Source organism: Pseudomonas sp. PDM05, from assembly GCF_014851685.1.
Lineage (GTDB): Bacteria > Pseudomonadota > Gammaproteobacteria > Pseudomonadales > Pseudomonadaceae > Aquipseudomonas.
The window spans coordinates 394,140-417,943 of the sequence record NZ_JACVAC010000002.1 but is presented as its reverse complement, the minus strand read 5'-3'; the positions used below and the strand labels follow the sequence as shown (position 1 = coordinate 417,943).

The 23,804-nt window shown below is 59.2% G+C and carries 23 protein-coding genes; 18 read left to right on the top strand and 5 right to left on the bottom strand.

The features are described from left to right. Nucleotides 1-147: 147 nt before the first annotated feature. Nucleotides 148-858: an SIMPL domain-containing protein gene (locus IB241_RS06785; protein WP_192297708.1), complete on the bottom strand. Its 711-nt coding sequence runs from the start codon at nucleotides 856-858 to the stop codon at nucleotides 148-150. A 204-nt stretch (nucleotides 859-1,062) separates the two neighbouring features. Between IB241_RS06785 and IB241_RS06780 the strand changes: the two genes are divergently transcribed. The 3 genes from IB241_RS06780 to IB241_RS06770 all read left to right on the top strand — a co-directional run bounded on the left by IB241_RS06780 (nucleotide 1,063) and on the right by IB241_RS06770 (nucleotide 4,702). Next, a complete protein-coding gene (locus IB241_RS06780; RefSeq protein ID WP_192297707.1) occupies nucleotides 1,063-2,325 on the top strand; it encodes an ATP-binding protein in 1,263 nt (420 codons plus the stop codon). Beyond that, a complete protein-coding gene (locus tag IB241_RS06775; RefSeq protein ID WP_003171731.1) occupies nucleotides 2,318-2,878 on the top strand; it encodes a response regulator transcription factor in 561 nt (186 codons plus the stop codon). Before IB241_RS06780 ends, IB241_RS06775 begins: the two co-directional genes overlap by 8 nt. A 99-nt stretch (nucleotides 2,879-2,977) precedes the next feature. Continuing rightward, the gene (locus IB241_RS06770; protein WP_192297706.1) at nucleotides 2,978-4,702 is read left to right on the top strand and encodes an ABC transporter ATP-binding protein/permease; all 1,725 of its coding nucleotides are present in this window, start codon (nucleotides 2,978-2,980) and stop codon (nucleotides 4,700-4,702) included. Nucleotides 4,703-4,898: 196 nt separating this feature from the next. Here IB241_RS06770 and IB241_RS06765 read toward each other — a convergent pair whose 3' ends face one another. After that, nucleotides 4,899-5,336: a YhcB family protein gene (locus IB241_RS06765; protein WP_032886236.1), complete on the bottom strand. Its 438-nt coding sequence runs from the start codon at nucleotides 5,334-5,336 to the stop codon at nucleotides 4,899-4,901. Nucleotides 5,337-5,483: 147 nt separating this feature from the next. Between IB241_RS06765 and IB241_RS06760 the strand changes: the two genes are divergently transcribed. From IB241_RS06760 to zapE, 3 genes are all read left to right on the top strand, one after another. Continuing rightward, entirely contained in the window at nucleotides 5,484-6,113 is a 630-nt protein-coding gene (locus IB241_RS06760; protein ID WP_192297705.1) for an alpha/beta hydrolase, read from the top strand. A gap of 24 nt (nucleotides 6,114-6,137) precedes the next feature. Next, on the top strand, nucleotides 6,138-7,505 hold the full coding sequence (locus tag IB241_RS06755; protein WP_192297704.1) for a tryptophan--tRNA ligase: 1,368 nt from the start codon (nucleotides 6,138-6,140) through the stop codon (nucleotides 7,503-7,505). Between the two features lie 70 nt (nucleotides 7,506-7,575). After that, nucleotides 7,576-8,670: a cell division protein ZapE gene (gene zapE / locus IB241_RS06750; RefSeq protein ID WP_192297703.1), complete on the top strand. Its 1,095-nt coding sequence runs from the start codon at nucleotides 7,576-7,578 to the stop codon at nucleotides 8,668-8,670. A 130-nt stretch (nucleotides 8,671-8,800) separates the two neighbouring features. Here the strand turns inward: zapE and IB241_RS06745 are convergent, their stop codons facing one another. Beyond that, complete coding sequence (locus tag IB241_RS06745) at nucleotides 8,801-9,721, bottom strand: GlxA family transcriptional regulator (protein WP_192297837.1); 921 nt, start codon at nucleotides 9,719-9,721, stop codon at nucleotides 8,801-8,803. Between the two features lie 220 nt (nucleotides 9,722-9,941). On the opposite strand from IB241_RS06745, the gene IB241_RS06740 reads away from it, so the two are divergent. Next, nucleotides 9,942-11,078, top strand: a complete 1,137-nt coding sequence (locus IB241_RS06740; protein ID WP_192297702.1) for an acyl-CoA dehydrogenase family protein — start codon at nucleotides 9,942-9,944, stop codon at nucleotides 11,076-11,078. A gap of 110 nt (nucleotides 11,079-11,188) precedes the next feature. Here the strand turns inward: IB241_RS06740 and IB241_RS06735 are convergent, their stop codons facing one another. Next, entirely contained in the window at nucleotides 11,189-12,229 is a 1,041-nt protein-coding gene (locus tag IB241_RS06735; protein WP_192297701.1) for an NADP(H)-dependent aldo-keto reductase, read from the bottom strand. A gap of 249 nt (nucleotides 12,230-12,478) precedes the next feature. On the opposite strand from IB241_RS06735, the gene rplM reads away from it, so the two are divergent. The 8 genes from rplM to IB241_RS06695 all read left to right on the top strand — a co-directional run bounded on the left by rplM (nucleotide 12,479) and on the right by IB241_RS06695 (nucleotide 18,277). Further along, nucleotides 12,479-12,907: a 50S ribosomal protein L13 gene (gene rplM / locus IB241_RS06730; protein ID WP_192297700.1), complete on the top strand. Its 429-nt coding sequence runs from the start codon at nucleotides 12,479-12,481 to the stop codon at nucleotides 12,905-12,907. Between the two features lie 14 nt (nucleotides 12,908-12,921). Beyond that, a complete protein-coding gene (gene rpsI, locus IB241_RS06725; protein WP_002555064.1) occupies nucleotides 12,922-13,314 on the top strand; it encodes a 30S ribosomal protein S9 in 393 nt (130 codons plus the stop codon). Between the two features lie 266 nt (nucleotides 13,315-13,580). After that, nucleotides 13,581-14,174, top strand: coding sequence for a ubiquinol-cytochrome c reductase iron-sulfur subunit (gene petA / locus IB241_RS06720; protein WP_027604843.1), 594 nt, complete (start codon nucleotides 13,581-13,583; stop codon nucleotides 14,172-14,174). After that, nucleotides 14,174-15,385, top strand: a complete 1,212-nt coding sequence (locus IB241_RS06715) for a cytochrome b (protein WP_003171746.1) — start codon at nucleotides 14,174-14,176, stop codon at nucleotides 15,383-15,385. Before petA ends, IB241_RS06715 begins: the two co-directional genes overlap by 1 nt. Next, a complete protein-coding gene (locus IB241_RS06710; RefSeq protein ID WP_192297699.1) occupies nucleotides 15,385-16,167 on the top strand; it encodes a cytochrome c1 in 783 nt (260 codons plus the stop codon). The genes IB241_RS06715 and IB241_RS06710 overlap by 1 nt, the downstream gene beginning before the upstream one ends. Nucleotides 16,168-16,316: 149 nt before the next feature. After that, nucleotides 16,317-16,934 carry a glutathione S-transferase N-terminal domain-containing protein gene (locus IB241_RS06705; protein WP_192297698.1) on the top strand — a complete coding sequence of 206 codons (618 nt, stop codon included), beginning with the start codon at nucleotides 16,317-16,319 and terminating at the stop codon, nucleotides 16,932-16,934. Between the two features lie 17 nt (nucleotides 16,935-16,951). After that, the gene (locus IB241_RS06700) at nucleotides 16,952-17,368 is read left to right on the top strand and encodes a ClpXP protease specificity-enhancing factor (RefSeq protein WP_192297697.1); all 417 of its coding nucleotides are present in this window, start codon (nucleotides 16,952-16,954) and stop codon (nucleotides 17,366-17,368) included. A 159-nt stretch (nucleotides 17,369-17,527) separates the two neighbouring features. Further along, nucleotides 17,528-18,277 carry a FadR/GntR family transcriptional regulator gene (locus tag IB241_RS06695; protein WP_192297696.1) on the top strand — a complete coding sequence of 250 codons (750 nt, stop codon included), beginning with the start codon at nucleotides 17,528-17,530 and terminating at the stop codon, nucleotides 18,275-18,277. 164 nt (nucleotides 18,278-18,441) lie between these two features. On the opposite strand, the gene IB241_RS06690 is transcribed toward IB241_RS06695, so the two are convergent. Continuing rightward, nucleotides 18,442-19,599 (bottom strand): phospholipase, encoded by a 1,158-nt coding sequence (locus IB241_RS06690; protein WP_192297695.1) that lies wholly within the window; start codon nucleotides 19,597-19,599, stop codon nucleotides 18,442-18,444. 235 nt (nucleotides 19,600-19,834) lie between these two features. On the opposite strand from IB241_RS06690, the gene kdgD reads away from it, so the two are divergent. The 3 genes from kdgD (at nucleotide 19,835) to IB241_RS06675 (ending at nucleotide 23,794) form a co-directional block, all read left to right on the top strand. Then, complete coding sequence (kdgD, locus tag IB241_RS06685; protein ID WP_192297694.1) at nucleotides 19,835-20,746, top strand: 5-dehydro-4-deoxyglucarate dehydratase; 912 nt, start codon at nucleotides 19,835-19,837, stop codon at nucleotides 20,744-20,746. Between the two features lie 54 nt (nucleotides 20,747-20,800). After that, the gene (locus tag IB241_RS06680; protein ID WP_192297693.1) at nucleotides 20,801-22,246 is read left to right on the top strand and encodes an aldehyde dehydrogenase family protein; all 1,446 of its coding nucleotides are present in this window, start codon (nucleotides 20,801-20,803) and stop codon (nucleotides 22,244-22,246) included. 183 nt (nucleotides 22,247-22,429) lie between these two features. Beyond that, nucleotides 22,430-23,794 (top strand): MFS transporter, encoded by a 1,365-nt coding sequence (locus tag IB241_RS06675; RefSeq protein WP_192297692.1) that lies wholly within the window; start codon nucleotides 22,430-22,432, stop codon nucleotides 23,792-23,794. The last annotated feature ends 10 nt before the right edge of the window (nucleotides 23,795-23,804 follow it).

Below are 23,804 nucleotides of genomic sequence, written 5' to 3'. Positions count from 1 at the left end.
ACGCAGCACTCCCTGTCGCTGCGGCACTCTCTGTGTCGGGAAAATCCTGTCGGGGATTCCAGAGAACATGCTGCGGCATATGACGACGCCCAAGAAAAAGGCGCAAACCTGTGAGGAATGCGCCGTTTTTACCGCCTGTTCGTGAAGTTATTGCAAGACTTCAATCACCCCGTCGGCAATCATGCCGACCTTGCTGGTGCCAGCTTCCACCTCCGGTGTTGGCGCCGAGTCCATCGCGGCCGCTTTCATCATCATTTCACCGCGTGCGTAGGGCTGCGGATAGCCGTTGGTGTTGAAGTTCAGGTTGACGATCTTGTAGCCCTTGCCACCCAACGCGTCGGTGGCCAGTTGCGCACGGGCCTTGAAGGCGGCGACGGCGTCCTTGAGCAATGAATCTTCGCTGGCCTTGCGCGTGGCATCGGCGATGGCGAAATCCATGCTGTCCATTTTCAGCGTGTTGAGCAGTTCGCCGGTGAGCTTGGACAGTGCCGGGAAGTCCGCGCTTTCCAGGCGCAGTTCGGCACGCTCGCGCCAGCCGGTGATCTTCTGGTTCTTGTTGTCGTAGATCGGGTAGCTGTTGCGGCTGCCCTGGCGCAGGGTCACGCCTTTGACTGCTCGCGCCTGGCCCAGAGCCTTGTTCATGGTGGTGGTGATTTCAGCGGCGAGCTTGGCCGGGTCGCTGTTCTGGGATTCGGTGTAGAGGGTCACGATCATCTTGTCGCGGGCAACTTCCTGGCTGACCTCGGCGCGCAGGGAAATCTGGTTGTAGTTCAGTGCGTCGGCGGCCAATGCAGGCACGCTGACCAGGGTGCCGACGCTGAGGGTGATGACGGCTGCGCTGCGAGTGAAACGAGACATGAGAGCTCCTTGGGATAGTCGTGTTCGATAGGACTGTAGACGGTGGCATCGGGTTCTTCGGGTTTACACATTCGCTACAAGTTGTGTGGGGCCGACGAACGGTCATTCGCCCGCCCTGCGGCAAAGAGCCACACGCGCCGTGCCAGCCGGCCGGCATCGTTTATACTCCTGCCGATCCGCCTGCAGCGCTCACCGGGAGAGCTCATGCTCGCCGCCGTAAAACTGACTTCCGCCACTCGCCAGAACCTCTGGCGCCTGACGTTCATCCGCACGCTGGTCCTGGCCGCACAGGCCGGCTCCGTTGGGCTTGCCTATTGGTTCGACCTGTTGCCACTGCCGTGGCTGCAACTGGGTGTGACCCTGGGTTTTTCCACCGTGCTGTGCGTGTTTACCGCGATCCGCCTGCGCACCACGTGGCCGGTGACCGAGTTGGAATATGCGCTGCAATTGGCTTGCGACCTGTTTATCCACAGTGTGTTGCTGTATTTCTCCGGCGGTTCCACCAATCCGTTCGTTTCGTATTACCTGGTGCCGTTGACCATCGCCGCCGTGACGTTGCCGTGGCGCTATTCGGTGGTGCTGTCGGGCATCGCCCTGACCCTCTACACCTTGTTGCTGGCGCGCTTCTATCCGCTGCAGACCTTTCCCATTGCCCGGGAAAACCTGCAGATCTACGGGATGTGGTTGAGTTTTGCCCTGTCCGCCGCGGTCATCACCTTTTTCGCTGCGCGCATGGCCGAAGAGTTGCGCCGCCAGGAACAGCTGCGCGCCATTCGGCGGGAAGAAGGCCTGCGCGATCAGCAACTGCTGGCCGTGGCCACCCAGGCCGCCGGTGCGGCGCATGAGTTGGGTACGCCGCTGGCGACCATGAGCGTACTGCTCAAGGAAATCATTCAAGACCACCACGACCCGGCCCTGCAGGAAGACCTCGGGGTGTTGCAGGAGCAGGTCAAGCAATGCAAGCAGACCTTGCAGCAACTGGTGCGCGCCGCCGAAGCCAATCGCCGCCTGGCGGTGGAGATGCAGGACGTGACCCAGTGGCTCGACGAAGCCTTGAACCGCTGGCACCTGATGCGCCCCGAAGCCAGTTACCGCTTCCACCTGCTTGGGCAAGGCACCGTCCCGCGCATGGCGCCGCCGCCCGACCTGACCCAGGCGTTGCTCAACCTGTTGAACAATGCCGCCGACGCCTGCCCCGAAGGCCTGGGCGTGCAGCTGGACTGGGATGCGGAACACGTGACCATCAATATTCGTGACCACGGCGCGGGCGTGCCGTTGGCCATTGCCGAGCAGATCGGCAAACCATTCTTTACCACCAAGGGCAAAGGCTTCGGCCTCGGCCTGTTTTTGAGCAAGGCCAGCGTGACCCGCGCGGGCGGCTCAGTGAAGCTCTATAGTCATGAGGAAGGTGGCACGCTCACCGAGCTGCGCCTGCCCCGTGTCGCACGAGGAGATATCGATGAGTGACGAGATCCAAGTCGAAGGCGAAGAACTGCCGCACCTGTTGCTGGTAGATGACGACGCCACCTTTACCCGCGTGATGGCACGCGCCATGAGCCGTCGCGGCTTTCGCGTGAGCACCGCCGGTTCCGCCGAAGAAGGCCTGACCATCGCCCAGGCCGACCTGCCGGACTACGCCGCGCTCGACCTGAAAATGGACGGCGATTCCGGCCTGGTGCTGTTGCCCAAGCTGCTGGAGCTTGACCCGGAAATGCGCGTGGTGATCCTCACCGGCTACTCCAGCATTGCCACCGCCGTCGAGGCAATCAAGCGCGGCGCGTGCAACTACCTGTGCAAACCGGCGGACGCCGACGACGTGCTGGCCGCCTTGCTTTCCGAGCATGCCGACCTCGACACCCTGGTGCCGGAAAACCCGATGTCGGTGGACCGCTTGCAGTGGGAACACATCCAGCGGGTGTTGACCGAGCACGAAGGCAACATCTCCGCCACTGCCCGCGCCCTGGGCATGCACCGTCGGACCTTGCAGCGCAAACTGCAAAAGCGTCCGGTACGCCGCTGAACGAAGTCTGAACAACCCGCTTCAGGCCGCACGGAGCCCTGAACCGATCGTCTATGATCGGTTCAAACGTCTGTTACATTTTCTTACAGAGCCTGAACGATGAATCAGAACGCTGAGTATTGCGCGGTCAATGACGCGGTGCGTGGGCAATTCCTGCGCCGAACCTGGGCGATGATCACGCCGTATTGGCGCAGTGAAGAGAAGGGCAAGGCGTGGCTGCTGCTGGCGGCGGTGATTGGCTTGTCGCTGTTCAGCGTGGCGATTTCGGTGTGGATCAACCACTGGTACAAGGATTTCTACAACGCCCTTGAACACAAGGACACCGCCGCGTTCTGGCAGTTGATCGGCTATTTCTGCGCGATTGCCGCCGTGGCGATCCTGGGGGCGGTGTACCGCCTGTACCTGACCCAGATGCTGACCATCCGCTGGCGGGCCTGGCTTACCGAAAAACACTTCGCCCGCTGGCTTGCCGACAAGAACTATTACCAGCTGGAGCAGGGCGGTTACACCGATAACCCGGACCAGCGGATTTCCGAAGACCTCAACAACTTCACCTCCAGTTCCTTGAGCCTGGGCCTGGGGTTGTTGCGCAATGTGGTCAGCCTGGTGTCGTTCTCGATCATCCTGTGGGGCGTGTCGGGCAGTATCGACGTGTTTGGCATCACCATCCCCGGCTACATGTTCTGGTGCGCGTTGTTGTACGCCGCCGTGGGCAGTTGGCTGACCCACCTGATCGGCCGTCGCTTGATCGGCTTGAACAACCAACAACAACGCTTTGAAGCGGACTTGCGTTTCTCCATGGTGCGGGTGCGTGAGAACGCTGAGAGCATCGCGCTGTATAACGGCGAGCCGAATGAAAAACAGCGCTTGAGCGCACGTTTCAGCAAGGTCTGGCAAAACTTCTGGGACATCATGAAAGTGTCCAAGCGCCTGACGTTTTTCACTGCCGGCTACAGCCAGATCGCGATCATCTTCCCGTTTATCGTCGCCGCGCCGCGTTACTTCGCCGGCAAGATCGAGTTGGGCGAGCTGATGCAAATCAACTCGGCGTTCGGCAACGTGCAAGAGAACTTCAGCTGGTTTATCAACGCGTACTCGGACCTGGCGTCGTGGCGTGCCACCAGTGATCGTCTGCTGAGCTTTCAACAGGCCATGAGTGACAACGAGCAGCGCCCGCCGGCGATCGATGTGCGTTCGGAAGGCGAGCGCCTGGTGGTGCAAGGGCTGCGGATGGACCTGGCCGATGGCCGCCACCTGCTGAGCGATGCCGACATGAATGTCGAGCCCGGCCAGCGTGTGATGCTCAGCGGGCGTTCCGGCAGCGGCAAAAGTACCTTGCTGCGTGCGATGGGGCATTTGTGGCCGGCGGGGCACGGCAGCATTCGCCTGCCGGCGGCGCGTTATCTGTTCCTGCCGCAAAAGCCTTATCTGCCGATTGGCACCTTGAAAGCCGTGCTGAGTTATCCACAGGACGACAGCGCTTACCCGGCGCAACGTTATGCACAGGTGCTGCAGACCTGCCGCTTGCCCCATCTGGTGGCGCGCCTGGACGAAGCCAAACACTGGCAGCGCATGCTTTCGCCGGGTGAGCAGCAGCGTTTGGCGTTTGCCCGCGCGCTATTGTTTGCGCCGCAGTGGCTGTACATGGACGAAGCGACCTCGGCCATGGATGAAGAGGATGAGGCGACGTTGTACCAGGCGTTGATCGATGAATTGCCGGGGTTGAGCATCGTCAGCGTGGGCCATCGCAGCAGCCTCAAGCGCTTCCATGGGCGGCATGTGCGGATTGAGGGTGGGTTGTTGCAGGAACAACAACCGGCTTGAGGCTGCACCCGGTCAAAAACTGTGGGAGCGGGCTTGCTCGCGAATGCGCTGGATCAGTCAACACATCCGTCACTGACACGCCGCATTCGCGAGCAAGCCCGCTCCCACATTGGGTCTCCATTGTTCTGTAAAATGAAGCCAACAAAAAGCCCGGCTGATCATCGATCAGCCGGGCTTTTTAGTGCTTGAAGAAAACTTACTTCTTCAAGCCGTAATGCTCATCCAGCATGCCTGGGGCGTTCGGCGTTTTTGGCGCGTAGTCCCGTGGTGGCTCCTGGTTTTCCCGTGGCGGGGTCAGGCGCTCCCGTGGGGTTTGCGGGGCATCGGAATGCAGCGCGGCCAGCAGACGCTGGCGGGTGATGTCGTCGAGGGCGAGGCGGTTGGCGCCGTCCGCGAGGTGATCCTGTACTTCCTGATAGCTCTGGGTGAGTTTCTTGACCAGATTTGCGGTGCTGTTGAAGTGGGTAACCACCTCGTTCTGATAACTGTCAAAACGTTCCTGAATGTCATCCAGCTGACGCTGCGTGCGGTTAGGCGCGGCATTCGGCAGCAGGCGAGCGACCAGGAATCCAATGGCGACACCGGCAACCAGGGCAAGAGTCGGCAACAACCAAACTAAGAGCGAGTGTTCCACGAGTCCTTCCTCTATAAACGGCTTTGCTTTACGTTAACGGCTCAAACCTGCGCTGTATACCGCGATTAACCTCGCAATGATGCCATGCACAGACTTTTAGCTAGACGAGTCGACCCTTTGAGAGGTCACGGAGTTCATCTCTTGCTCATGCGTGAAACCCCTGTTTTGATCGATGGCCCGGTAGGCCAATTGGAAGCCTTGTACCTGGATCACCCCGAGCCACGTGGCCTGGCGCTGATCTGCCACCCTAACCCGGTGCAGGGCGGGACCATGCTCAATAAAGTCGTATCGACCCTGCAACGCACCGCCCGCGATGCCGGTTTGATCACTTTGCGTTTCAACTATCGTGGCGTCGGCGCGAGCGCCGGCAGCCACGATATGAGCACCGGCGAAGTGGACGATGCCGAAGCGGCCGCCACCTGGCTGCGGGAAAAACATCCCGGTTTGCCGCTGACCCTGCTCGGTTTTTCCTTTGGCGGTTATGTCGCCGCCAGCCTTGGCGGGCGTCTGGAAGCCAAGGGCGAAAAACTCGCGCACCTGTTCATGGTCGCCGCGGCAGTGATGCGCCTGCGGGATACCGATGTGTTGCCACAGGGCTGCCCACTGACCCTGATCCAGCCGGAAACCGACGAAGTGGTCGATCCGCAGACCGTCTACGACTGGTCCGCCGCCTTGAATCGCCCCCATGAGCTGCTGAAAGTGGCAGAATGCGGGCACTTTTTTCATGGCAAGCTCACCGATCTCAAGGATCTGGTGCTGCCGCGCCTCTCGAATTGATAGCAGTCTGATAAGCGATTACCCATGACGACTCGTACCCGTATCCTCACCGGCATCACCACCACCGGCACGCCGCACCTGGGCAACTACGCCGGTGCGATCCGCCCGGCGATCCTCGCCAGCCAGGATGCCAATGCCGACTCCTTCTACTTCCTGGCCGACTACCACGCCTTGATCAAATGCGATGACCCGCAGCGCATCCAGCGCTCGCGCATGGAAATCGCCGCGACCTGGCTGGCCGGTGGCCTGGATGTGAACCGGGTGACCTTCTACCGCCAGTCCGACATCCCGGAAATCCCCGAGCTGACCTGGCTGCTCACCTGCGTTGCCGCCAAGGGCCTGCTCAACCGCGCCCACGCGTACAAGGCCTCGGTGGACAAGAACGTGGAAGCCGGCGAAGACCCGGATGCGGGCATCACCATGGGCCTGTACAGCTACCCGGTGCTGATGGCGGCGGACATCCTGATGTTCAACGCGCACAAGGTGCCGGTCGGCCGCGACCAGATCCAGCACGTGGAAATGGCCCGTGACATCGGCCAGCGCTTCAACCACCTGTTCGGCAAGGGCAAGGAGTTCTTCACCATGCCCGAGGCGCTGATCGAAGAAAGCGTCGCCACCTTGCCGGGCCTGGATGGCCGCAAGATGTCCAAGAGCTACGACAACACCATCCCGTTGTTCACCAGCGCCAAGGACATGAAGGACGCGATCTCGCGGATCGTCACGGACTCCCGTGCGCCGGGCGAGTCGAAAGATCCGAGCAAATCGCACCTGTTCACTCTGTATCAAGCGTTTGCCAGTAAGAACGAAGCAGAGGATATGCGTCTTAAACTGCTTGGTGGCTTAGGTTGGGGCGATGCGAAGAAGCTTCTGTTCATACTGCTTGATGATCAGTTGGGCGAAGCTCGCGAGCGCTATCATCAGTTGATGTCGCGTCCTTCAGATATGGAAGACTTGCTGTTGATTGGCGCTAAGAAAGCTCGTGCTGTCGCTGCTCCGTTTTTGGCTGAGCTGCGTGAAGCTGTAGGGCTGCGTTCGTTCGTCAATCAGTCGCAGGTAGTTAAAACAGTTAAGAAAAAAACTTCCAAAATCGCGCGGTTTGTCAGTTTCAAAGATAACGATGGATTTAAGTTCAGGTTTTTAGCTGAGGACGGGGAAGAACTGCTTATATCGAGGGCTTTTAAGGATGGCAAAGATGTTGGGATGGTTACCAAGGCGGTGATGCTTGAGAATCACGTCGACCTTAAGACCGACGTTCACCAGTTTCTCCTTTATGTGAATGGGGAGATCGTTGCAAAAAGCCCGAAATACCCAAGCCCCTATGAGTGCAAGGTAGCTCTCGAAAAGGCCAAACAATCAATCAATCGCCTGAAATTCACTGATAGTTTGAACTGACTGAAGATTGCCATTAATCAGGGCCGTCGTTACAGTGACGGCCCGTTTTTGTTGCCTTGCTAACGAAATTATGACGCCCCTAGAACGATACCAAGCTGATCTGAAACGCCCTGAATTCTTCCATGACGCAGCCCAGGAAACGGCGGTGCGTCATTTGCAGCGCCTGTACGACGATCTCGTCGCGGCCTCGCAAAGCAAGCCAGGGATGCTCGGCAAGCTGTTCGGCAAGAAAGACCGCACGCCAGTCAAAGGCCTGTATTTCTGGGGCGGCGTCGGCCGCGGCAAGACCTATCTGGTGGACACCTTCTTCGAAGCGCTGCCGTTCAAGGAAAAGGTCCGGACGCACTTCCACCGCTTCATGAAGCGCGTGCACGAAGAAATGAAGACCCTGCCGGGCGAGAAAAACCCGCTGACCATCATTGCCAAGCGCTTCTCCGACGAAGCGCGGGTGATCTGCTTCGATGAGTTCTTCGTCTCCGACATCACCGATGCCATGATCCTTGGCACCCTGATGGAAGAGTTGTTCAAGAACGGCGTGACCCTGGTCGCCACCTCGAACATCGTGCCCGACGGCCTTTACAAGGACGGCCTGCAACGCGCGCGCTTCCTGCCGGCCATCGCGCTGATCAAGCAGAACACCGAAATCGTCAACGTCGACAGTGGCGTCGACTACCGCCTGCGTCACCTTGAGCAAGCGGAACTGTTCCACTTTCCGCTCAACGAAGCGGCGCACGAAAGCCTGAAAAAGAGCTTTCGCGCCCTGACGCCGGAATGCACCCAGGCGGTGGAAAACGACAAGTTGATCATCGAAAACCGCGAAATCATCGCGTTGCGTACTTGCGATGACGTGGCGTGGTTCGACTTCCGCGCCCTGTGCGACGGCCCGCGCAGCCAGAACGACTACATCGAGCTGGGCAAGATCTTCCATGCGGTGATCTTGAGCGGTGTGGAGCAGATGAGCGTGACCACCGACGACATCGCGCGGCGGTTTATCAACATGGTCGATGAGTTCTACGACCGTAACGTGAAGCTGATCATCTCGGCGGAAGTCGAGTTGAAGGATCTGTACACCGGCGGTCGATTGACCTTTGAATTCCAGCGGACCCTGAGTCGCTTGCTGGAAATGCAATCCCACGAGTTCCTGGCGCGCGGCCATAAGCCCTGAGAACGCTATAGATCAAATGTGGGAGCGGGCTTGCTCGCGAACGCGGACTGTCAGTCACTGATGATGTTGACTGACCCACCGCATTCGCGAGCAAGCCCGCTCCCACATTTTTTACCGCGTTCAGCCTTGCCTATGCCGCCTGCTGGAACTGCTGGCGGTATTGGTTCGGCGACAGTTCCGTGTGCTGCCTGAACAACCGCGCAAAGAAGCTCGCATCGTCGTAACCCACCTCGTAACTGATGGTCTTGATGCTCTTGCGACTGCCTGACAGCAGTCCCTTGGCCGTCTCGATGCGCAGGCGTTGCAGATAGTGCAATGGTTTGTCGCCCGTCGCCGTCTGGAAGCGGCGCATGAAGTTGCGGATGCTCATGCCGTGTTCCCGGGCGACGTCTTCGAAGCGGAACTTGTCGGCGAAGTGCTCTTCGAGCCAGTGCTGGATCTGCAGGATGATCACGTCCTGGTGCAGCTTCTGCCCACCGAAACCGATACGTCCCGGCGAATAGTTGCGTTGCACTTCGTAGAGAATGTCGCGGGCTACGGCCTGGGCGATGTTGGCGCCGCAGAAGCGTTCGATCAGGTAGATGTAGAGGTCGCACGCCGAGGTGGTGCCGCCGGCGCAGTACAGGTTGTCGGCGTCGGTGAGGTGCTTGTCCTGGTTGAGTTGTACCCGTGGGAAGCGTTCGCTGAAGGCGTTGAAAAAGCGCCAATAGGTGGTTGCCTCCTTGCCATCGAGCAAGCCGGCTTCGGCCAGCCAGAACACCCCGGTGGCTTCGCCGCAGAGCACGGCGCCGCGTGCGTGTTGCGCGCGCAGCCACGGCAGCACTTGCGGGTAGCGGCTGCAGAGGGCGTCGAAGTCGTCCCAGAAGGCCGGGAGCACGATGATGTCGGCGTCTTCCAGGCCGCCATCCACCGGCATGATCACATCACTGAAGCTGCGCACCGACTGCCCGTCGGGGCTGACCAGGCGCGTTTCGAACGCCGGGATCAGGCCCAGGCCTTGTTGCTTGCCGTAACGCAGGCTGGCGAGGTGGAAGAAATCCTTGGCTTGCATGAGGGTTGAAGCGAATACCCGATCAATGGCCAAAATGCTGACGCGCCGCAAGGGCGTGGAGATTTGGTTAGACATAATTTCATTTATTCTTATAGGGGAAAGTGGTCACCAGACGGCTGGATCGTCTTATTTTTTGTCGCATGTGTCCAGTGTCCCGTGCTGCCTTAGCGGCATAGTCTCTGTGGGCTCGTCTTTGTCCGACAATCCTCGCAGGTGACCCATGATTCCCAGAACCTTGTACAGCCCGGAGCACGAACTCTTTCGCGAGAGCGTGCGCACCTTCCTCGAAAAAGACGCGGTGCCGTTCCATGGGCAATGGGAGAAGCAGGGCTATATCGACCGAGCCTTGTGGAGCAAGGCGGGGGAGGCGGGGATGTTGTGTTCTCACCTGCCGGAGGCATACGGCGGGTTGGGTGCGGACTTTCTGTACAGCGCGGTGGTGATCGAGGAGGTTGCCCGGCTGGGGCTGACCGGGATCGGTTTTTCCCTGCATTCGGACATTGTCGCGCCGTACATCCTGCATTACGGCAGCGAGGCGTTGAAGCACAAATACCTGCCCAAACTGATCTCCGGTGAGATGGTCACGGCGATTGCGATGACCGAGCCAGGTGCCGGTTCCGACCTGCAAGGGGTCAAGACCACCGCCGTGCTGGATGGCGATGAATATGTGATCAACGGTTCGAAGACCTTTATCACCAACGGCTATCTGGCTGAGTTGGTGATCGTGGTGGCCAAGACCGATCCCAAGGCGGGCGCCAAGGGCACCAGCCTGTTTCTGGTGGAGGCCGACACACCGGGCTTCGCCAAGGGCAAGCGCCTGGAGAAGGTCGGCATGAAGGCCCAGGACACCTCGGAGTTGTTCTTCCAGGACGTGCGCGTGCCCAGGGAGAACCTGCTGGGCCAGGCCGGTGCGGGGTTCGCGTATCTGATGCAGGAGTTGCCTCAGGAGCGTTTGACGGTGGCAATCGGCGCCGTGTCATCTGCCGAGGCGGCACTGCAATGGACCCTGGAATACACCCGCGAGCGCAAGGCGTTTGGCAAGGCAATTGCGGATTTTCAGAACACTCGCTTCAAGCTGGCGGAAATGGCCACCGAGATTCAGATCGGCCGCGTGTTTGTCGACAAGTGCATAGCGTTGCATCTGGAGGGCAAGCTGGACGTGCCGACTGCCGCAATGGCCAAGTATTGGGCCACCGACCTGCAATGCAAGGTGCTCGATGAGTGCGTGCAGTTGCACGGTGGCTACGGCTTCATGTGGGAATACCCGATTGCGCGGGCCTGGGCGGATGCGCGGGTGCAGCGGATTTATGCGGGGACCAATGAGATCATGAAGGAGATCATTGCGCGGGCGCTTTGAGTGATGTGGCGTGTTTGAGGGCCTCATCGCAGGCAAGCCAGCTCCCACATTTGGCGGTGTTCACTCGTCAAAATGTAGGAGCTTGCCTGTGATGGCGGTCTACAGATCAATCAAGGCGCAGGGTTCGGATGATCCTTCTGAATCGCCTCAATCCCCTCCAGCACCTCTTTGGACAGTTTCAGATCGGCACTGGCAATGTTGCTATCCAGTTGCTGAAGCGACGTGGCGCCAATGATGTTGCTGGTCACAAACGGCTGCTGCGTCACAAATGCCAACGCCATCTGCGCCGGGTCCAGACCATGTTCCCGGGCCAGCGCTACATAACGGCTGCACGCCGCTTCCGACTGCGGGTTGAAGTAGCGGCTGAAGCGGCTGTATTCGGTCAGCCGCGCCTTGGCCGGGCGTGCGCCATTTTCGTATTTGCCACTGAGCATGCCGAACGCCAGGGGCGAGTAGGCCAGCAGGCCGCATTGCTCGCGAATCGCGACTTCCGCCAGGCCCACTTCAAAGCTGCGGTTGAGCAGGTTGTAGGGGTTCTGGATCGATACCGCACGGCTCCAGCCACGGGCTTCGGCCAGGGCGAGGAATTTCATGGTGCCCCACGGGGTTTCGTTGGACAGGCCGATGTGGCGGATCTTGCCGGCCTTGACCTGTTCGTCCAGCGCTTCGAGGGTTTCCTCCAGCGGGGTGAGGTCGTCTTCGTCCTTGTGCTTGTAGCTCAGTTGGCCGAAGAAGTTGGTGCTGCGTTCCGGCCAGTGCAGTTGGTAGAGGTCGATCCAGTCGGTCTGCAAGCGCTTGAGGCTGGCGTCCAGGGCGGCGGCGATGTGCTTGCGGTTGTGGCGCAGGTGGCCGTCGCGGATGTAGTCGATGGTGTTGCCGGGGCCGGCGATCTTGCTGGCTAGGATCCAGTCGGCACGATCGCCACGGCTTTTGAAGTAATTACCGATGTAGCGCTCGGTGGTGGCATAGGTGTCGGCCTTGGGCGGCACCGGGTACATTTCCGCCGTGTCGAGGAAGTTGATCCCCGCGGCCTTGGCCCGTTCGATCTGGGCGAAGGCCTCTGCTTCGCTGTTCTGCTCGCCCCAGGTCATGGTGCCCAAGGCTATCGCGCTCACGTTCAGATCCGTACGGCCCAGCTGTCGATAATCCATCGGGTGCTCCTTCAGGGAAAACAATCATAAAAGCAGGTTGAATTTTTTTTCGCAATCTGCATAATTGCCCACCTCTTTCTGCAGTGGAAGTGATGCGCCGCCTGCCGAAGAATCTTGCCGTTGAACGGACGCGCCGACCCGAGCCCCCGATAGCGTCTGTATCCGGCTGCCTTTGACTTGTCAAAGTACGCACTATTCAGTAAGATCCGCCGTCTAAATTTACAGGGCGGCCCCTGAGGCTATTAAAGAATGTCTACTTATACTGCAAAACCGGAAACAGTTGAGCGCGACTGGTTTGTCGTCGATGCCGCTGGTCAGACTCTGGGTCGTCTGGCCACTGAAGTCGCTAGCCGTCTGCGTGGCAAGCACAAGCCTGAATACACCCCTCACGTTGATACCGGTGACTACATCGTAATCATCAACGCTGAGCAGGTACGTGTTACCGGCAACAAAGCTCAAGACAAAATGTACTACCGTCACTCCGGTTTCCCAGGTGGCATCAAGTCTTCGAACTTCGCAGGCCTGATCTCCAAGAAGCCTGAAGCCCCGATCGAAATCGCGGTAAAAGGCATGCTGCCCAAGGGCCCACTGGGTCGCGATATGTTTCGCAAGCTGAAAGTCTATGCGGGCGCTGTACACCCTCATGCTGCTCAGCAGCCCCAAGAACTGAAGTTTTAACGGAATAGTTCATTATGTCGGCGACTCAAAATTACGGCACTGGCCGTCGCAAAACCGCAACCGCACGCGTTTTCCTGCGTCCGGGCACTGGTAACATCTCGATCAACAACCGCTCCCTGGACAACTTCTTCGGCCGCGAAACTGCCCGCATGGTAGTTCGTCAGCCGCTGGAACTGACCGAGACCGTTGAAAAGTTCGACATCTACGTCACCGTTATCGGTGGCGGTGTAAGTGGTCAAGCTGGCGCAATCCGCCACGGTATCACTCGCGCTCTGATGCAGTACGACGAAACCCTGCGTGGCGCTCTGCGCAAAGCTGGCTTCGTGACTCGCGATGCTCGTGAAGTTGAACGTAAGAAAGTCGGTCTGCGTAAAGCGCGTAAGCGTCCGCAGTACTCGAAGCGTTAATTCGCTTTACGTTCCACAAAAGCGCCCAGCCTCCTTACGGAGCTGGGCGTTTTTTATTGCCTGCGATTTATGCACAAATTTGTGCGTGACAACTTGCCACATCCGTAGACCCCCTATACTACAGGGCCTGGAGGCTGAGCCCCGGGCAATTCCCTTGTCATACGTGGGGCTTTTCATTACCATTCGGCAAAATTTTTATAAGCAAAGATTCAACACTTAGTAGACGCCTGATTTAACAGGCCAAAAAGCTGATGGGAGAGGACTGAATGAGCAATGACGGCGTGAATGCAGGCCGGCGTCGCTTCTTGGTAGCAGCCACATCCGTGGTGGGTGCTGCAGGAGCGGTGGGGGCTGCGGTCCCGTTCGTGGGGTCATGGTTTCCCAGTGCCAAGGCGAAAGCCGCAGGTGCACCGGTGAAGGTGAATATCAGCAAGATCGAACCAGGTCAGCAGATGATTGCTGAGTGGCGCGGCCAGCCGGTCTTCATTGTTCGTCGTACTGAGGAAATCCTGGGCAATCTCAAGAAGATCGAAGGCCAGTTGTCTGACCCTAAATCCGAGAAGTCCGACCAACCCGCCTACGCCAAAAACGAAGCGCGTTCGATCAAGCCAGAGATTCTGCTGCTGGTCGGTCTTTGTACTCACCTTGGATGCTCGCCGACGTTCCGCCCGGAAGTCGCCCCGGTCGACCTGGGCAAAGACTGGGTTGGCGGTTATTTCTGCCCCTGCCACGGCTCGCACTACGACCTCGCCGGTCGCGTCTACAAGTCTCAGCCCGCGCCTTTGAACCTGCCCGTGCCTCCGCATACTTACGAAACTGACGACCTCATTGTCATTGGCCTCGATAAGGAGAACGCGTGATGAGCAAGTTCATGGATTGGGTGGATGCGCGCTTCCCCGCCACTAAAATGTGGGAAGACCATCTCAGCAAATATTACGCACCAAAGAACTTCAACTTCTTCTACTTCTTCGGTTCCCTGGCGCTGCTGGTGTTGGTCAACCAGATCGTCACCGGGGTCTGGCTGACGATGAGCTACACGCCGTCGGCTGAAGAAGCGTTCGCCTCCGTCGAATACATCATGCGTGACGTCGAGTACGGCTCGATCCTGCGCCTGCTGCACTCCACCGGCGCGTCGGCGTTCTTTATCGTCGTCTACCTGCACATGTTCCGCGGCTTGCTCTACGGCTCGTACCAGAAGCCTCGCGAACTGGTATGGGTGTTCGGCATGCTGATCTACCTGGCGCTGATGGCGGAAGCCTTCATGGGCTACCTGCTGCCTTGGGGCCAGATGTCGTACTGGGGCGCCCAGGTGATCATCTCGTTGTTTGGTGCGATCCCGGTGATCGGCAACGACCTGACCCAGTGGATCCGTGGTGACTACCTGATCTCGGGGATTACCCTGAACCGCTTCTTCGCCTTGCACGTGGTGGCCCTGCCGATCGTGATCCTGGGCCTGGTGGTGTTGCACATCCTGGCACTGCACGAAGTGGGTTCGAACAACCCGGACGGCGTGGACATCAAGAAGCACAAGGACGAGAACGGCATCCCGCTGGATGGCATTCCGTTCCACCCTTACTACACCGTGAAAGACATTGTCGGCGTAGTGGTGTTCTTGTTCGTGTTCTGCTCGATCGTGTTCTTCTTCCCGGAGATGGGCGGCTATTTCCTCGAGAAGCCTAACTTCGAACAGGCCAACGCCTTCAAGACCCCTGAGCACATTGCCCCGGTCTGGTACTTCACGCCGTTCTACGCAATTTTGCGTGCGATCCCCGACAAACTCATGGGCGTGATCGCCATGGGCGCGGCCATCGCGGTGCTGTTCGTGTTGCCTTGGCTCGACCGCAGCCCGGTCAAGTCCATGCGCTACAAGGGTTGGCTGAGCAAAATCTGGCTGTGGGTGTTCTGCATTGCCTTCGTGATCCTGGGTGTCCTCGGCGTGTTGGCGCCAACCCCTGAGCGTACGTTGCTGTCGCAGGTCTGCACCTTCCTGTATTTCGCCTACTTCATTCTGATGCCGTTCTATACCCGGCTAGAGAAGACCAAACCGGTTCCGGAAAGGGTGACTGGCTGATGAAAAAATTATTCGTTGCATTGATGCTTGCGGCCCTGCCGCTGCTGTCCTTCGCTGCCGAGCACGGTGGCCCTGAGCTGGAAAAGGTCGACATCGACGTGTCCGACAAGGCCGCCATGCAGGATGGTCTGCGCACCTTTACCAACTACTGCATGGGCTGCCACAGCGCCAAGTTCCAGCGTTACGAGCGTGTCGCCGATGACTTGGGTATCCCCCATGACGTGATGCTCAGTCACGCGGTGTTCAGCGGCGCCAAGATCGGCGACCACATGAGCATCGGCATGCAGCCGGCTGACGCCAAGACGTGGTTCGGTGCGGCACCGCCCGACCTGACCCTGGTCGCCCGTGTACGTGGCACCGATTGGCTCTACGGCTACCTCAAGTCGTTCTATGAAGACCCGTCGCGCCCATACGGCGTGAACAACAAAGTCTTCCCGAACGTCGGCATGCCGAACGTTCTGGTCGGCCTGCAGGGTCGCCAAGTGGTAGGATGCAAGCAGGTTCAGGTCGTTGAAAACGGCAAGAAGCAATATGACCCGTTGACTGGCACGCCTTTGACTCACGAAGCGTGCGATCAGCTGACCATCGTGCCCAAGACCGGAGCGCTGAATGAAGAGCAGTTCGACGAGAAAGTAAAAAACCTCGTGACCTTCCTGGCCTACTCGGCCAACCCGGTCAAACTGCAGCACCAGCGCATCGGTACGTATGTGTTGCTGTACCTGGCCTTCTTCTTCGTATTCGCCTATCTGCTCAAACGCGAATACTGGAAGGATGTGCATTGATCCAACCGTAAGCAATTGCTGTTAATCTTGCGCGCCCAGCGGCATCTCTGAATACGTAGCGACCCGGTTGAACAGGTTGTTACAGAGATGCTCTCTGGGCGCGCTCGTTTTTGAGCTTTCGATAATTTCAACAAGCGAGGAGGACCGCCATGGGCGTGACCAATCGGTTGGCCTGTTACTCCGACCCCGCCGACCACTATTCCCACCGAGTGCGTATCGTGCTCGCCGAGAAGGGTGTCAGCGCCGAGATCATCAGTGTGGAGGCGGGCCGTCATCCGCCGAAACTGATCGAAGTGAACCCGTACGGCAGCTTGCCCACCCTGGTCGATCGTGACCTGGCGTTGTGGGAGTCGACCGTAGTGATGGAATACCTGGATGAGCGTTACCCGCATCCGCCTTTACTGCCGGTGTATCCGGTGGCACGTGCCAACAGCCGCCTGCTGATCCATCGGATCCAGCGTGACTGGTGCGGGCTGGTGGACGTGATTCTGGATTCGCGCACAAAAGAAGCTGTTCGCACGCAAGCGCGTAAGGAATTGCGCGAAAGCCTGACCGGCGTTTCGCCGTTGTTCGCCGATAAACCTTTTTTCCTCAGTGAGGAACAAAGTTTGGTCGATTGCTGCCTATTACCGATACTCTGGCGTTTGCCGATTCTTGGTATTGAACTGCCGCGGCCGGCCAAGCCGCTGCTTGATTATATGGAGCGCCAGTTTGCGCGTGAGGCTTTCCAGGCGAGTCTGTCTGGTGTCGAACGCGACATGCGCTAAGGCTTAAGGAGCCGCTGATGAACTCCAGTCGACCCTACTTGGTCCGCGCGCTCTATGAGTGGATTGTGGACAACGATTGCACCCCGCACATGCTGGTCAATTCCGAATTTCCTGCGGTTCAGGTTCCGCAGGGTTTTGCCAGTGACGGACAGATTGTGCTGAACGTATCGCCCAGTGCCGTGCGCCACCTGCACATGGACAACGAGGCGGTGAGCTTCGAAGGGCGTTTCGGCGGTGTGCCGCATACGCTGTTCGTGCCGATTGGCGCCATCCTCGGCATCTATGCCCGGGAAAATGGCCAAGGCATGGTGTTTGATCTGGAGTCGCCTTTCGAGGATGACGAATCGATCGACAGCGAAGACGGCGATGATCTGCCACCGGATACCGAGCCACCGCGTCCAAGCGGTCGGCCGAGCTTGAAAGTGGTGAAGTAAACGGCTGCCGCCTTCGGGCCAGCCATGAAGGATGCCTCGGCCTGTGCCGGGGCATTTTTTTGCGCTCGGGATATAGATGAAAGTCGTGCCTGGACGGTGATCGTACAACCGCCATGGGCTATGATGCTCCCTCAAGCTCACCGAGAAAGATGATTCATCATGGAAAACGCCAACACCGCCCCGCGTCTCCCCCGCAAGCGCCGCAGCCTTGCCCAGGAATTGGTCACGGTGTTGTCCGAGCAGATCCGCGACGGCGAACTCAAGCGTGGCGACAAGCTGCCCACCGAGTCGGCGATCATGGAAGCCCATGGCGTCAGTCGCACCGTGGTGCGTGAAGCGATCTCGCGCTTGCAGGCCGCCGGACAAGTCGAAACCCGCCACGGGATTGGCACCTTTGTGCTGGATACCCCAAGCCCTAGCGGTTTCCGTATCGACCCGGCCACCGTCGTTACCCTGCGTGATGTGCTGGCGATCCTCGAGCTGCGGATCAGCCTGGAAGTCGAGTCTGCCGGCCTGGCCGCCCTGCGCCGCACCGACGAGCAACTGGCGACCATGCGCGCAGCCCTCGATGCCCTGAATGAAAGCGCGGCCCACGCCGGCGACGCGGTGGCCTCCGACTTCGCTTTCCATTTGGAAATTGCCCTGTCCACCGGCAACCGCTACTTCACCGACATCATGACCCATCTGGGCACCAGCATTATTCCGCGCACGCGGCTGAATTCGGCACGCCTGGCCCATGATGACCAGCAGCACTACATGGGGCGCCTGAGTCGTGAGCACGAAGAGATCTACGAGGCGATTGCCCGTAAGGATTCGGATGCGGCACGTGCGGCGATGCGCCTGCACCTGACCAACAGCCGTGAGCGACTGCGCCATGCCCACGAAGAGGCAGAAGCGCAGCGCGGTTAAAGCAGGCAACCGAGTTGTGCCGGGTGTAAAGCAATCCAAGTGTGGGAGCGGGCTTGCTCGCGAATGCGTCCTTTAAGTTAATGCATGTGCAGACTGACACACCGCCTTCGCGAGCAAGCCCGCTCCCACATTTTGATCTCCAGTGTCTCGGATGGCGTGTTTACTTAACTGGCCGGTTGGTTGGGCTTGTAGTCCTTGAGCAACAGATACGTACTCCACCCCCACCAATCATCCGTCCAGTGCTTGTCGTTCAGGTCATTCACGTCCTTGCGGCGCAGCACCTTGTCTCCCTCCATCTTGAACAGTGGCGAAAAGTTGTTCGCCGGGTTCTGTACGGCGTTCAAGTCGGGCACATACAACGGCGCCTTGAAATTGGCCGGGGAGGGCGCCACGCCGCTGATAAACGTTTCGAAGACTTCATCGGCTGAGGCCTGCACCGCACGTTTGACCTGCGTCCGATTGTCCGCATCGATGGCGTCGAAGTAGCGTTTGTCCCCATACGCGTGCCATTGATCCCCCAGCGCATTGCGCACTTTGAGCCCGAACTTGCTGTCTTCGTCGTGCATAAAGCGGCTGATCAGCGAACCCAGCTCACCCGGCGTGACCACGGCCGCCAGCTGTTTGCGTGGAACGCGCAAGTGCCCGGCGGAAAACAGGTCGGTCAAAAAGTGATCGGCAAAACTGTTCATGGCGTAGGCCAGTTCCAGTGCCTGGTCGGTACCGGTCTGATGCGCCACCACCGCCTGCTGCAAGGCCGCCGTGTGCCCTGCCAGATACGCCGACAACGCCCACTCGCCGAAGTGGTCGGCATTGTCGGCCGCCAGCTTCAAATAACGCCCCAATGGCACCAGGGCCGAAACCACGCTGCCGCCGCCGGTGATGCGGTTCCACTCTTCGGACAACGTATCACCGAGTGCGTCGTAGGCTTCATGGGCTTGCTTGCCGTCCCTGATCGCCTGGTTGACCGCATTGATCTCCTTTTGCATCACCGCGAGGATCTTGCCTGCTTCCTCTCGCGAGGCCGGCAATACCGCCAGCGAGTTAAACGCGGCCGTGAAGCGTTGCACGCGTTCGGCAGGGGAGGCGCCATCGCTGATGGGCTGGCCGGGGATGCCATAGAAATCACCGCCCAACGCAATCACCTGGCCGTAGGTCAGTGCCAGCCCGTTGGGCAGGTGCAACTGCACTTGTCGGGCTGGGATGGCCGCAGCGTCCTTAGCGAAACGCAACAGGGTATCGTCGCCGATGGCAGTGTGTTCACCGCCTTCGAAGCGCAGGACAGGAGGGTTTTTTACGGGTGCTGCGAGTTCAAGACCTGACATGTTAGCTCCTTGCTATGTCGTAGGAATCTTCCTTAATAACTGTATGCATATACAGTTGTTGCAAGCATAGAGGAATACTTTCCTACGTCAAGCGCAGATGCAGACCACTCACTCGTGGATCAACGTCGACGAATTGCAGTTGACGAATCTTTTTATAGTTGTACGATGACGTACGACATCATCAAAACCAACAACAACCTTTCGCCAGAAAGTCTTTGCCCAGGGTGTTCGAATAATGAATCCACAAGAACTGAAGTCCATCCTCTCCCACGGCCTGCTGTCTTTTCCCGTGACCGATTTCAACGCCCAGGGTGATTTCCACCAGGCGGGTTACATCAAACGTCTGGAATGGCTGGCCCCTTACGGCGCCACGGCGCTTTTCGCTGCCGGCGGCACCGGTGAGTTTTTTTCCCTCGCCGCCAGCGAATATTCCCAAGTGGTGAAGACCGCGGTTGATACCTGCGCCACCAGCGTGCCGATTCTTGCCGGTGTCGGCGGTTCGACCCGCCAGGCCATCGAGTACGCCCAAGAAGCCGAACGTCTCGGCGCCAAAGGCCTGTTGCTGCTGCCGCACTACCTCACCGAAGCCAGCCAGGACGGGGTTGCCGCCCACGTTGAAGCCGTGTGCAAATCGGTAAAAATCGGCGTGGTGGTGTACAACCGCAACGTCTGCCGCCTGACCGCACCACTGCTGGAACGCCTGGCCGAACGCTGCCCGAACCTGATCGGCTACAAAGACGGCCTGGGCGACATTGAGTTGATGGTCTCGATCCGCCGTCGCCTCGGTGATCGTTTCAGTTACCTCGGCGGCTTGCCGACTGCAGAGGTTTACGCCGCTGCCTACAAGGCTCTGGGCGTGCCGGTGTACTCCTCGGCGGTGTTCAACTTCATCCCGAAAACCGCGATGGACTTCTACCACGCGATTGCCAAGGACGATCACGCCACGGTCTCCAAGATCATCGACGACTTCTTCCTGCCTTACCTGGACATCCGTAACCGCAAGGCCGGGTATGCCGTGAGCATCGTCAAGGCCGGCGCCAGGATCGCCGGCTACGACGCAGGCCCGGTGCGCACCCCGCTGACCGACCTGTTGCCGGAAGAATATGAAGCCCTGGCCGCGCTGATCGACAAGCAAGGCGCGCAATAACTTATCTACAAGGCCGCTGAGAGATCAGCGGCCTTTTGCGTCAGGAGAAGATTTGTGTCCCAAGCCCAGCGTTTTGAAAACTACATCAACGGCCAATGGGTGGCCGGTGCCGACTATTGCGTCAACCTCAACCCGTCGGACTTGTCCGATGTGATTGGCGAATACGCCAAGGCCGATGTCAGCCAAGTCAACGCCGCCATCGATGCGGCACGGGCCGCCTTTCCGGCCTGGTCCACCTCGGGGATTCAGGCGCGCCACGATGCCCTGGATAAAGTCGGCAGTGAAATCCTCGCCCGCCGCGAAGAACTCGGCACGCTGCTGGCCCGTGAAGAGGGCAAGACCCTGCCCGAAGCCATTGGCGAGGTGACCCGTGCCGGCAACATCTTCAAATTCTTCGCCGGTGAATGCCTGCGTTTGTCCGGTGACTACGTGCCGTCGGTGCGCCCGGGCGTCAATGTTGAAGTGACCCGCGAAGCCCTCGGCGTAGTCGGCCTGATCACCCCGTGGAACTTCCCGATCGCCATCCCTGCGTGGAAAATCGCCCCGGCCCTGGCCTACGGCAACTGCGTAGTGATCAAGCCCGCTGAATTGGTGCCGGGTTGTGCCTGGGCCCTGGCGGACATCATCTCCCGCGCCGGTTTCCCCGCCGGCGTGTTCAACCTGGTGATGGGCAGCGGGCGTGTGGTCGGTGATGTATTGGTCAACAGCCCGAAAGTCGATGGCATCAGCTTTACCGGCTCCGTGGGTGTCGGACGCCAGATCGCGGTCAGTTGTGTGTCGCGCCAGGCCAAGGTGCAGTTGGAAATGGGCGGCAAGAATCCGCAGATCATTCTCGACGACGCTGACCTCAAGCAGGCCGTCGAGTTGGCGGTGCAAAGCGCGTTCTACTCCACCGGCCAACGCTGCACGGCCTCCAGTCGCCTGATCGTCACCGCCGGTATCCACGACCAGTTCGTCGCGGCCATGGCTGAACGCATGAAGTCGATCAAAGTCGGCCACGCCCTCAAAAGCGGGACCGACATCGGCCCGGTGGTTTCCCAGGCCCAGTTGGACCAGGACTTGAAGTACATCGACATCGGCCAAAGCGAAGGCGCGCGGCTGGTCAGCGGTGGCGGCCTGGTGACGTGCGACACCGAGGGTTACTTCCTCGCGCCGACGCTGTTTGCCGACAGCGAAGCCGCGATGCGCATCAGCCGTGAAGAGATTTTCGGCCCGGTGGCCAACGTGGTGCGCGTAGCCGATTACGAGGCGGCGCTGGCCATGGCCAACGACACCGAGTTCGGCCTGTCGGCGGGTATCGCCACCACCTCGCTCAAGTACGCCAACCACTTCAAGCGTCATTCCCAGGCCGGAATGGTGATGGTCAACCTGCCGACCGCCGGTGTGGACTATCACGTTCCATTCGGTGGCCGTAAGGGCTCATCCTATGGTTCGCGTGAGCAAGGTCGCTATGCGCAAGAGTTCTACACCGTCGTAAAAACCAGCTACATCGGTTCGTAACACGCACTACCTGTTGGCACCGGTTCCTGTGGGAGCTGGCTTGCCTGCGATAGCATCACCGGTGTGTGCCTGGCACACCCAGGTGCCTGTATCGCGGGCAAGCCCGGCTCCCACATAAAAGCGGTCCTCAGAGACAACCAGACCATTACCCGCAAAAAAAATAATTAGTGGGAGTACTTCTACATGCAAGCGACCAAGCCGACCCACGTCCGCTATTTGATATTGCTCATGCTTTTTCTGGTGACCACGATCAACTACGCCGACCGGGCCACCATCGCTATCGCAGGCTCCAGCCTGCAAAAAGACCTCGGCATCGACGCGGTCACCCTCGGTTACATCTTCTCTGCATTCGGTTGGGCCTACGTGGCCGGGCAAATTCCTGGCGGCTGGCTGCTGGACCGGTTCGGCTCGAAAAAAGTCTATGCCCTGAGCATCTTCACCTGGTCACTGTTCACTGTGCTGCAAGGCTATGTGGGTGAGTTCGGTGTCTCCACCGCCGTGGTCGCGCTGTTTATGCTGCGCTTTATGGTGGGCCTGGCCGAAGCGCCGTCGTTCCCCGGAAACGCCCGTATTGTGGCGGCGTGGTTTCCTACAGCGGAGCGCGGCACGGCCTCGGCGATTTTCAACTCGGCGCAGTATTTCGCCACGGTGTTGTTCGCGCCGTTGATGGGCTGGATCGTCTACAGCTTCGGTTGGCAGCACGTGTTTATCGTGATGGGGGTGATTGGCATCCTGTTCTCGCTGATCTGGCTGAAAGTTATCCACAGCCCGCGCCAGCATCCGCTGATCAACGAAGCCGAGTTCAATCACATCGCCGCCAATGGCGCGATGGTCGATATGGATCAGGACAAGGGCAAAGGTAAGAAAACCGACGGGCCGAAGTGGGATTACATTCGTCAGTTGCTGACCAATCGCATGATGCTCGGTGTGTACCTGGGCCAGTACTGCATCAACGGCATCACGTATTTCTTCCTGACCTGGTTCCCGGTGTACCTGGTGCAGGACCGTGGCATGACTATCCTCAAGGCCGGTTTCATCGCCTCGTTGCCGGCGATCTGCGGGTTTATCGGTGGTGTGCTGGGTGGGGTGATTTCCGACTACCTGCTGCGCAAGGGCCATTCCCTGACCTTCGCCCGCAAGGCGCCGATCATTGGTGGCCTGCTGATCTCCAGCAGCATCGTGGCGTGCAACTACGTGGATATTGAATGGATGGTGGTGGGCTTCATGGCGTTGGCCTTCTTTGGCAAAGGCGTTGGCGCACTGGGTTGGGCGGTGGTGTCCGACACCTCGCCGAAACAGATCGCCGGCCTTAGTGGCGGCTTGTTCAACACCTTCGGTAACCTCGCGTCGATCACCACGCCGATTGTCATCGGCTACATCATCAGCACCACTGGGTCGTTCAAATGGGCCCTGGTGTTTGTCGGCGCCAACGCGCTGGTGGCGGTGTTCAGTTACCTGGTCATCGTCGGCCCGATCAAGCGCGTAGTGCTCAAGGAGCCGCCGAGCAAGGGCCCTGAGCTGACCAATCTTTCCCAAGCGCATTCCTGAGGGGCGATGT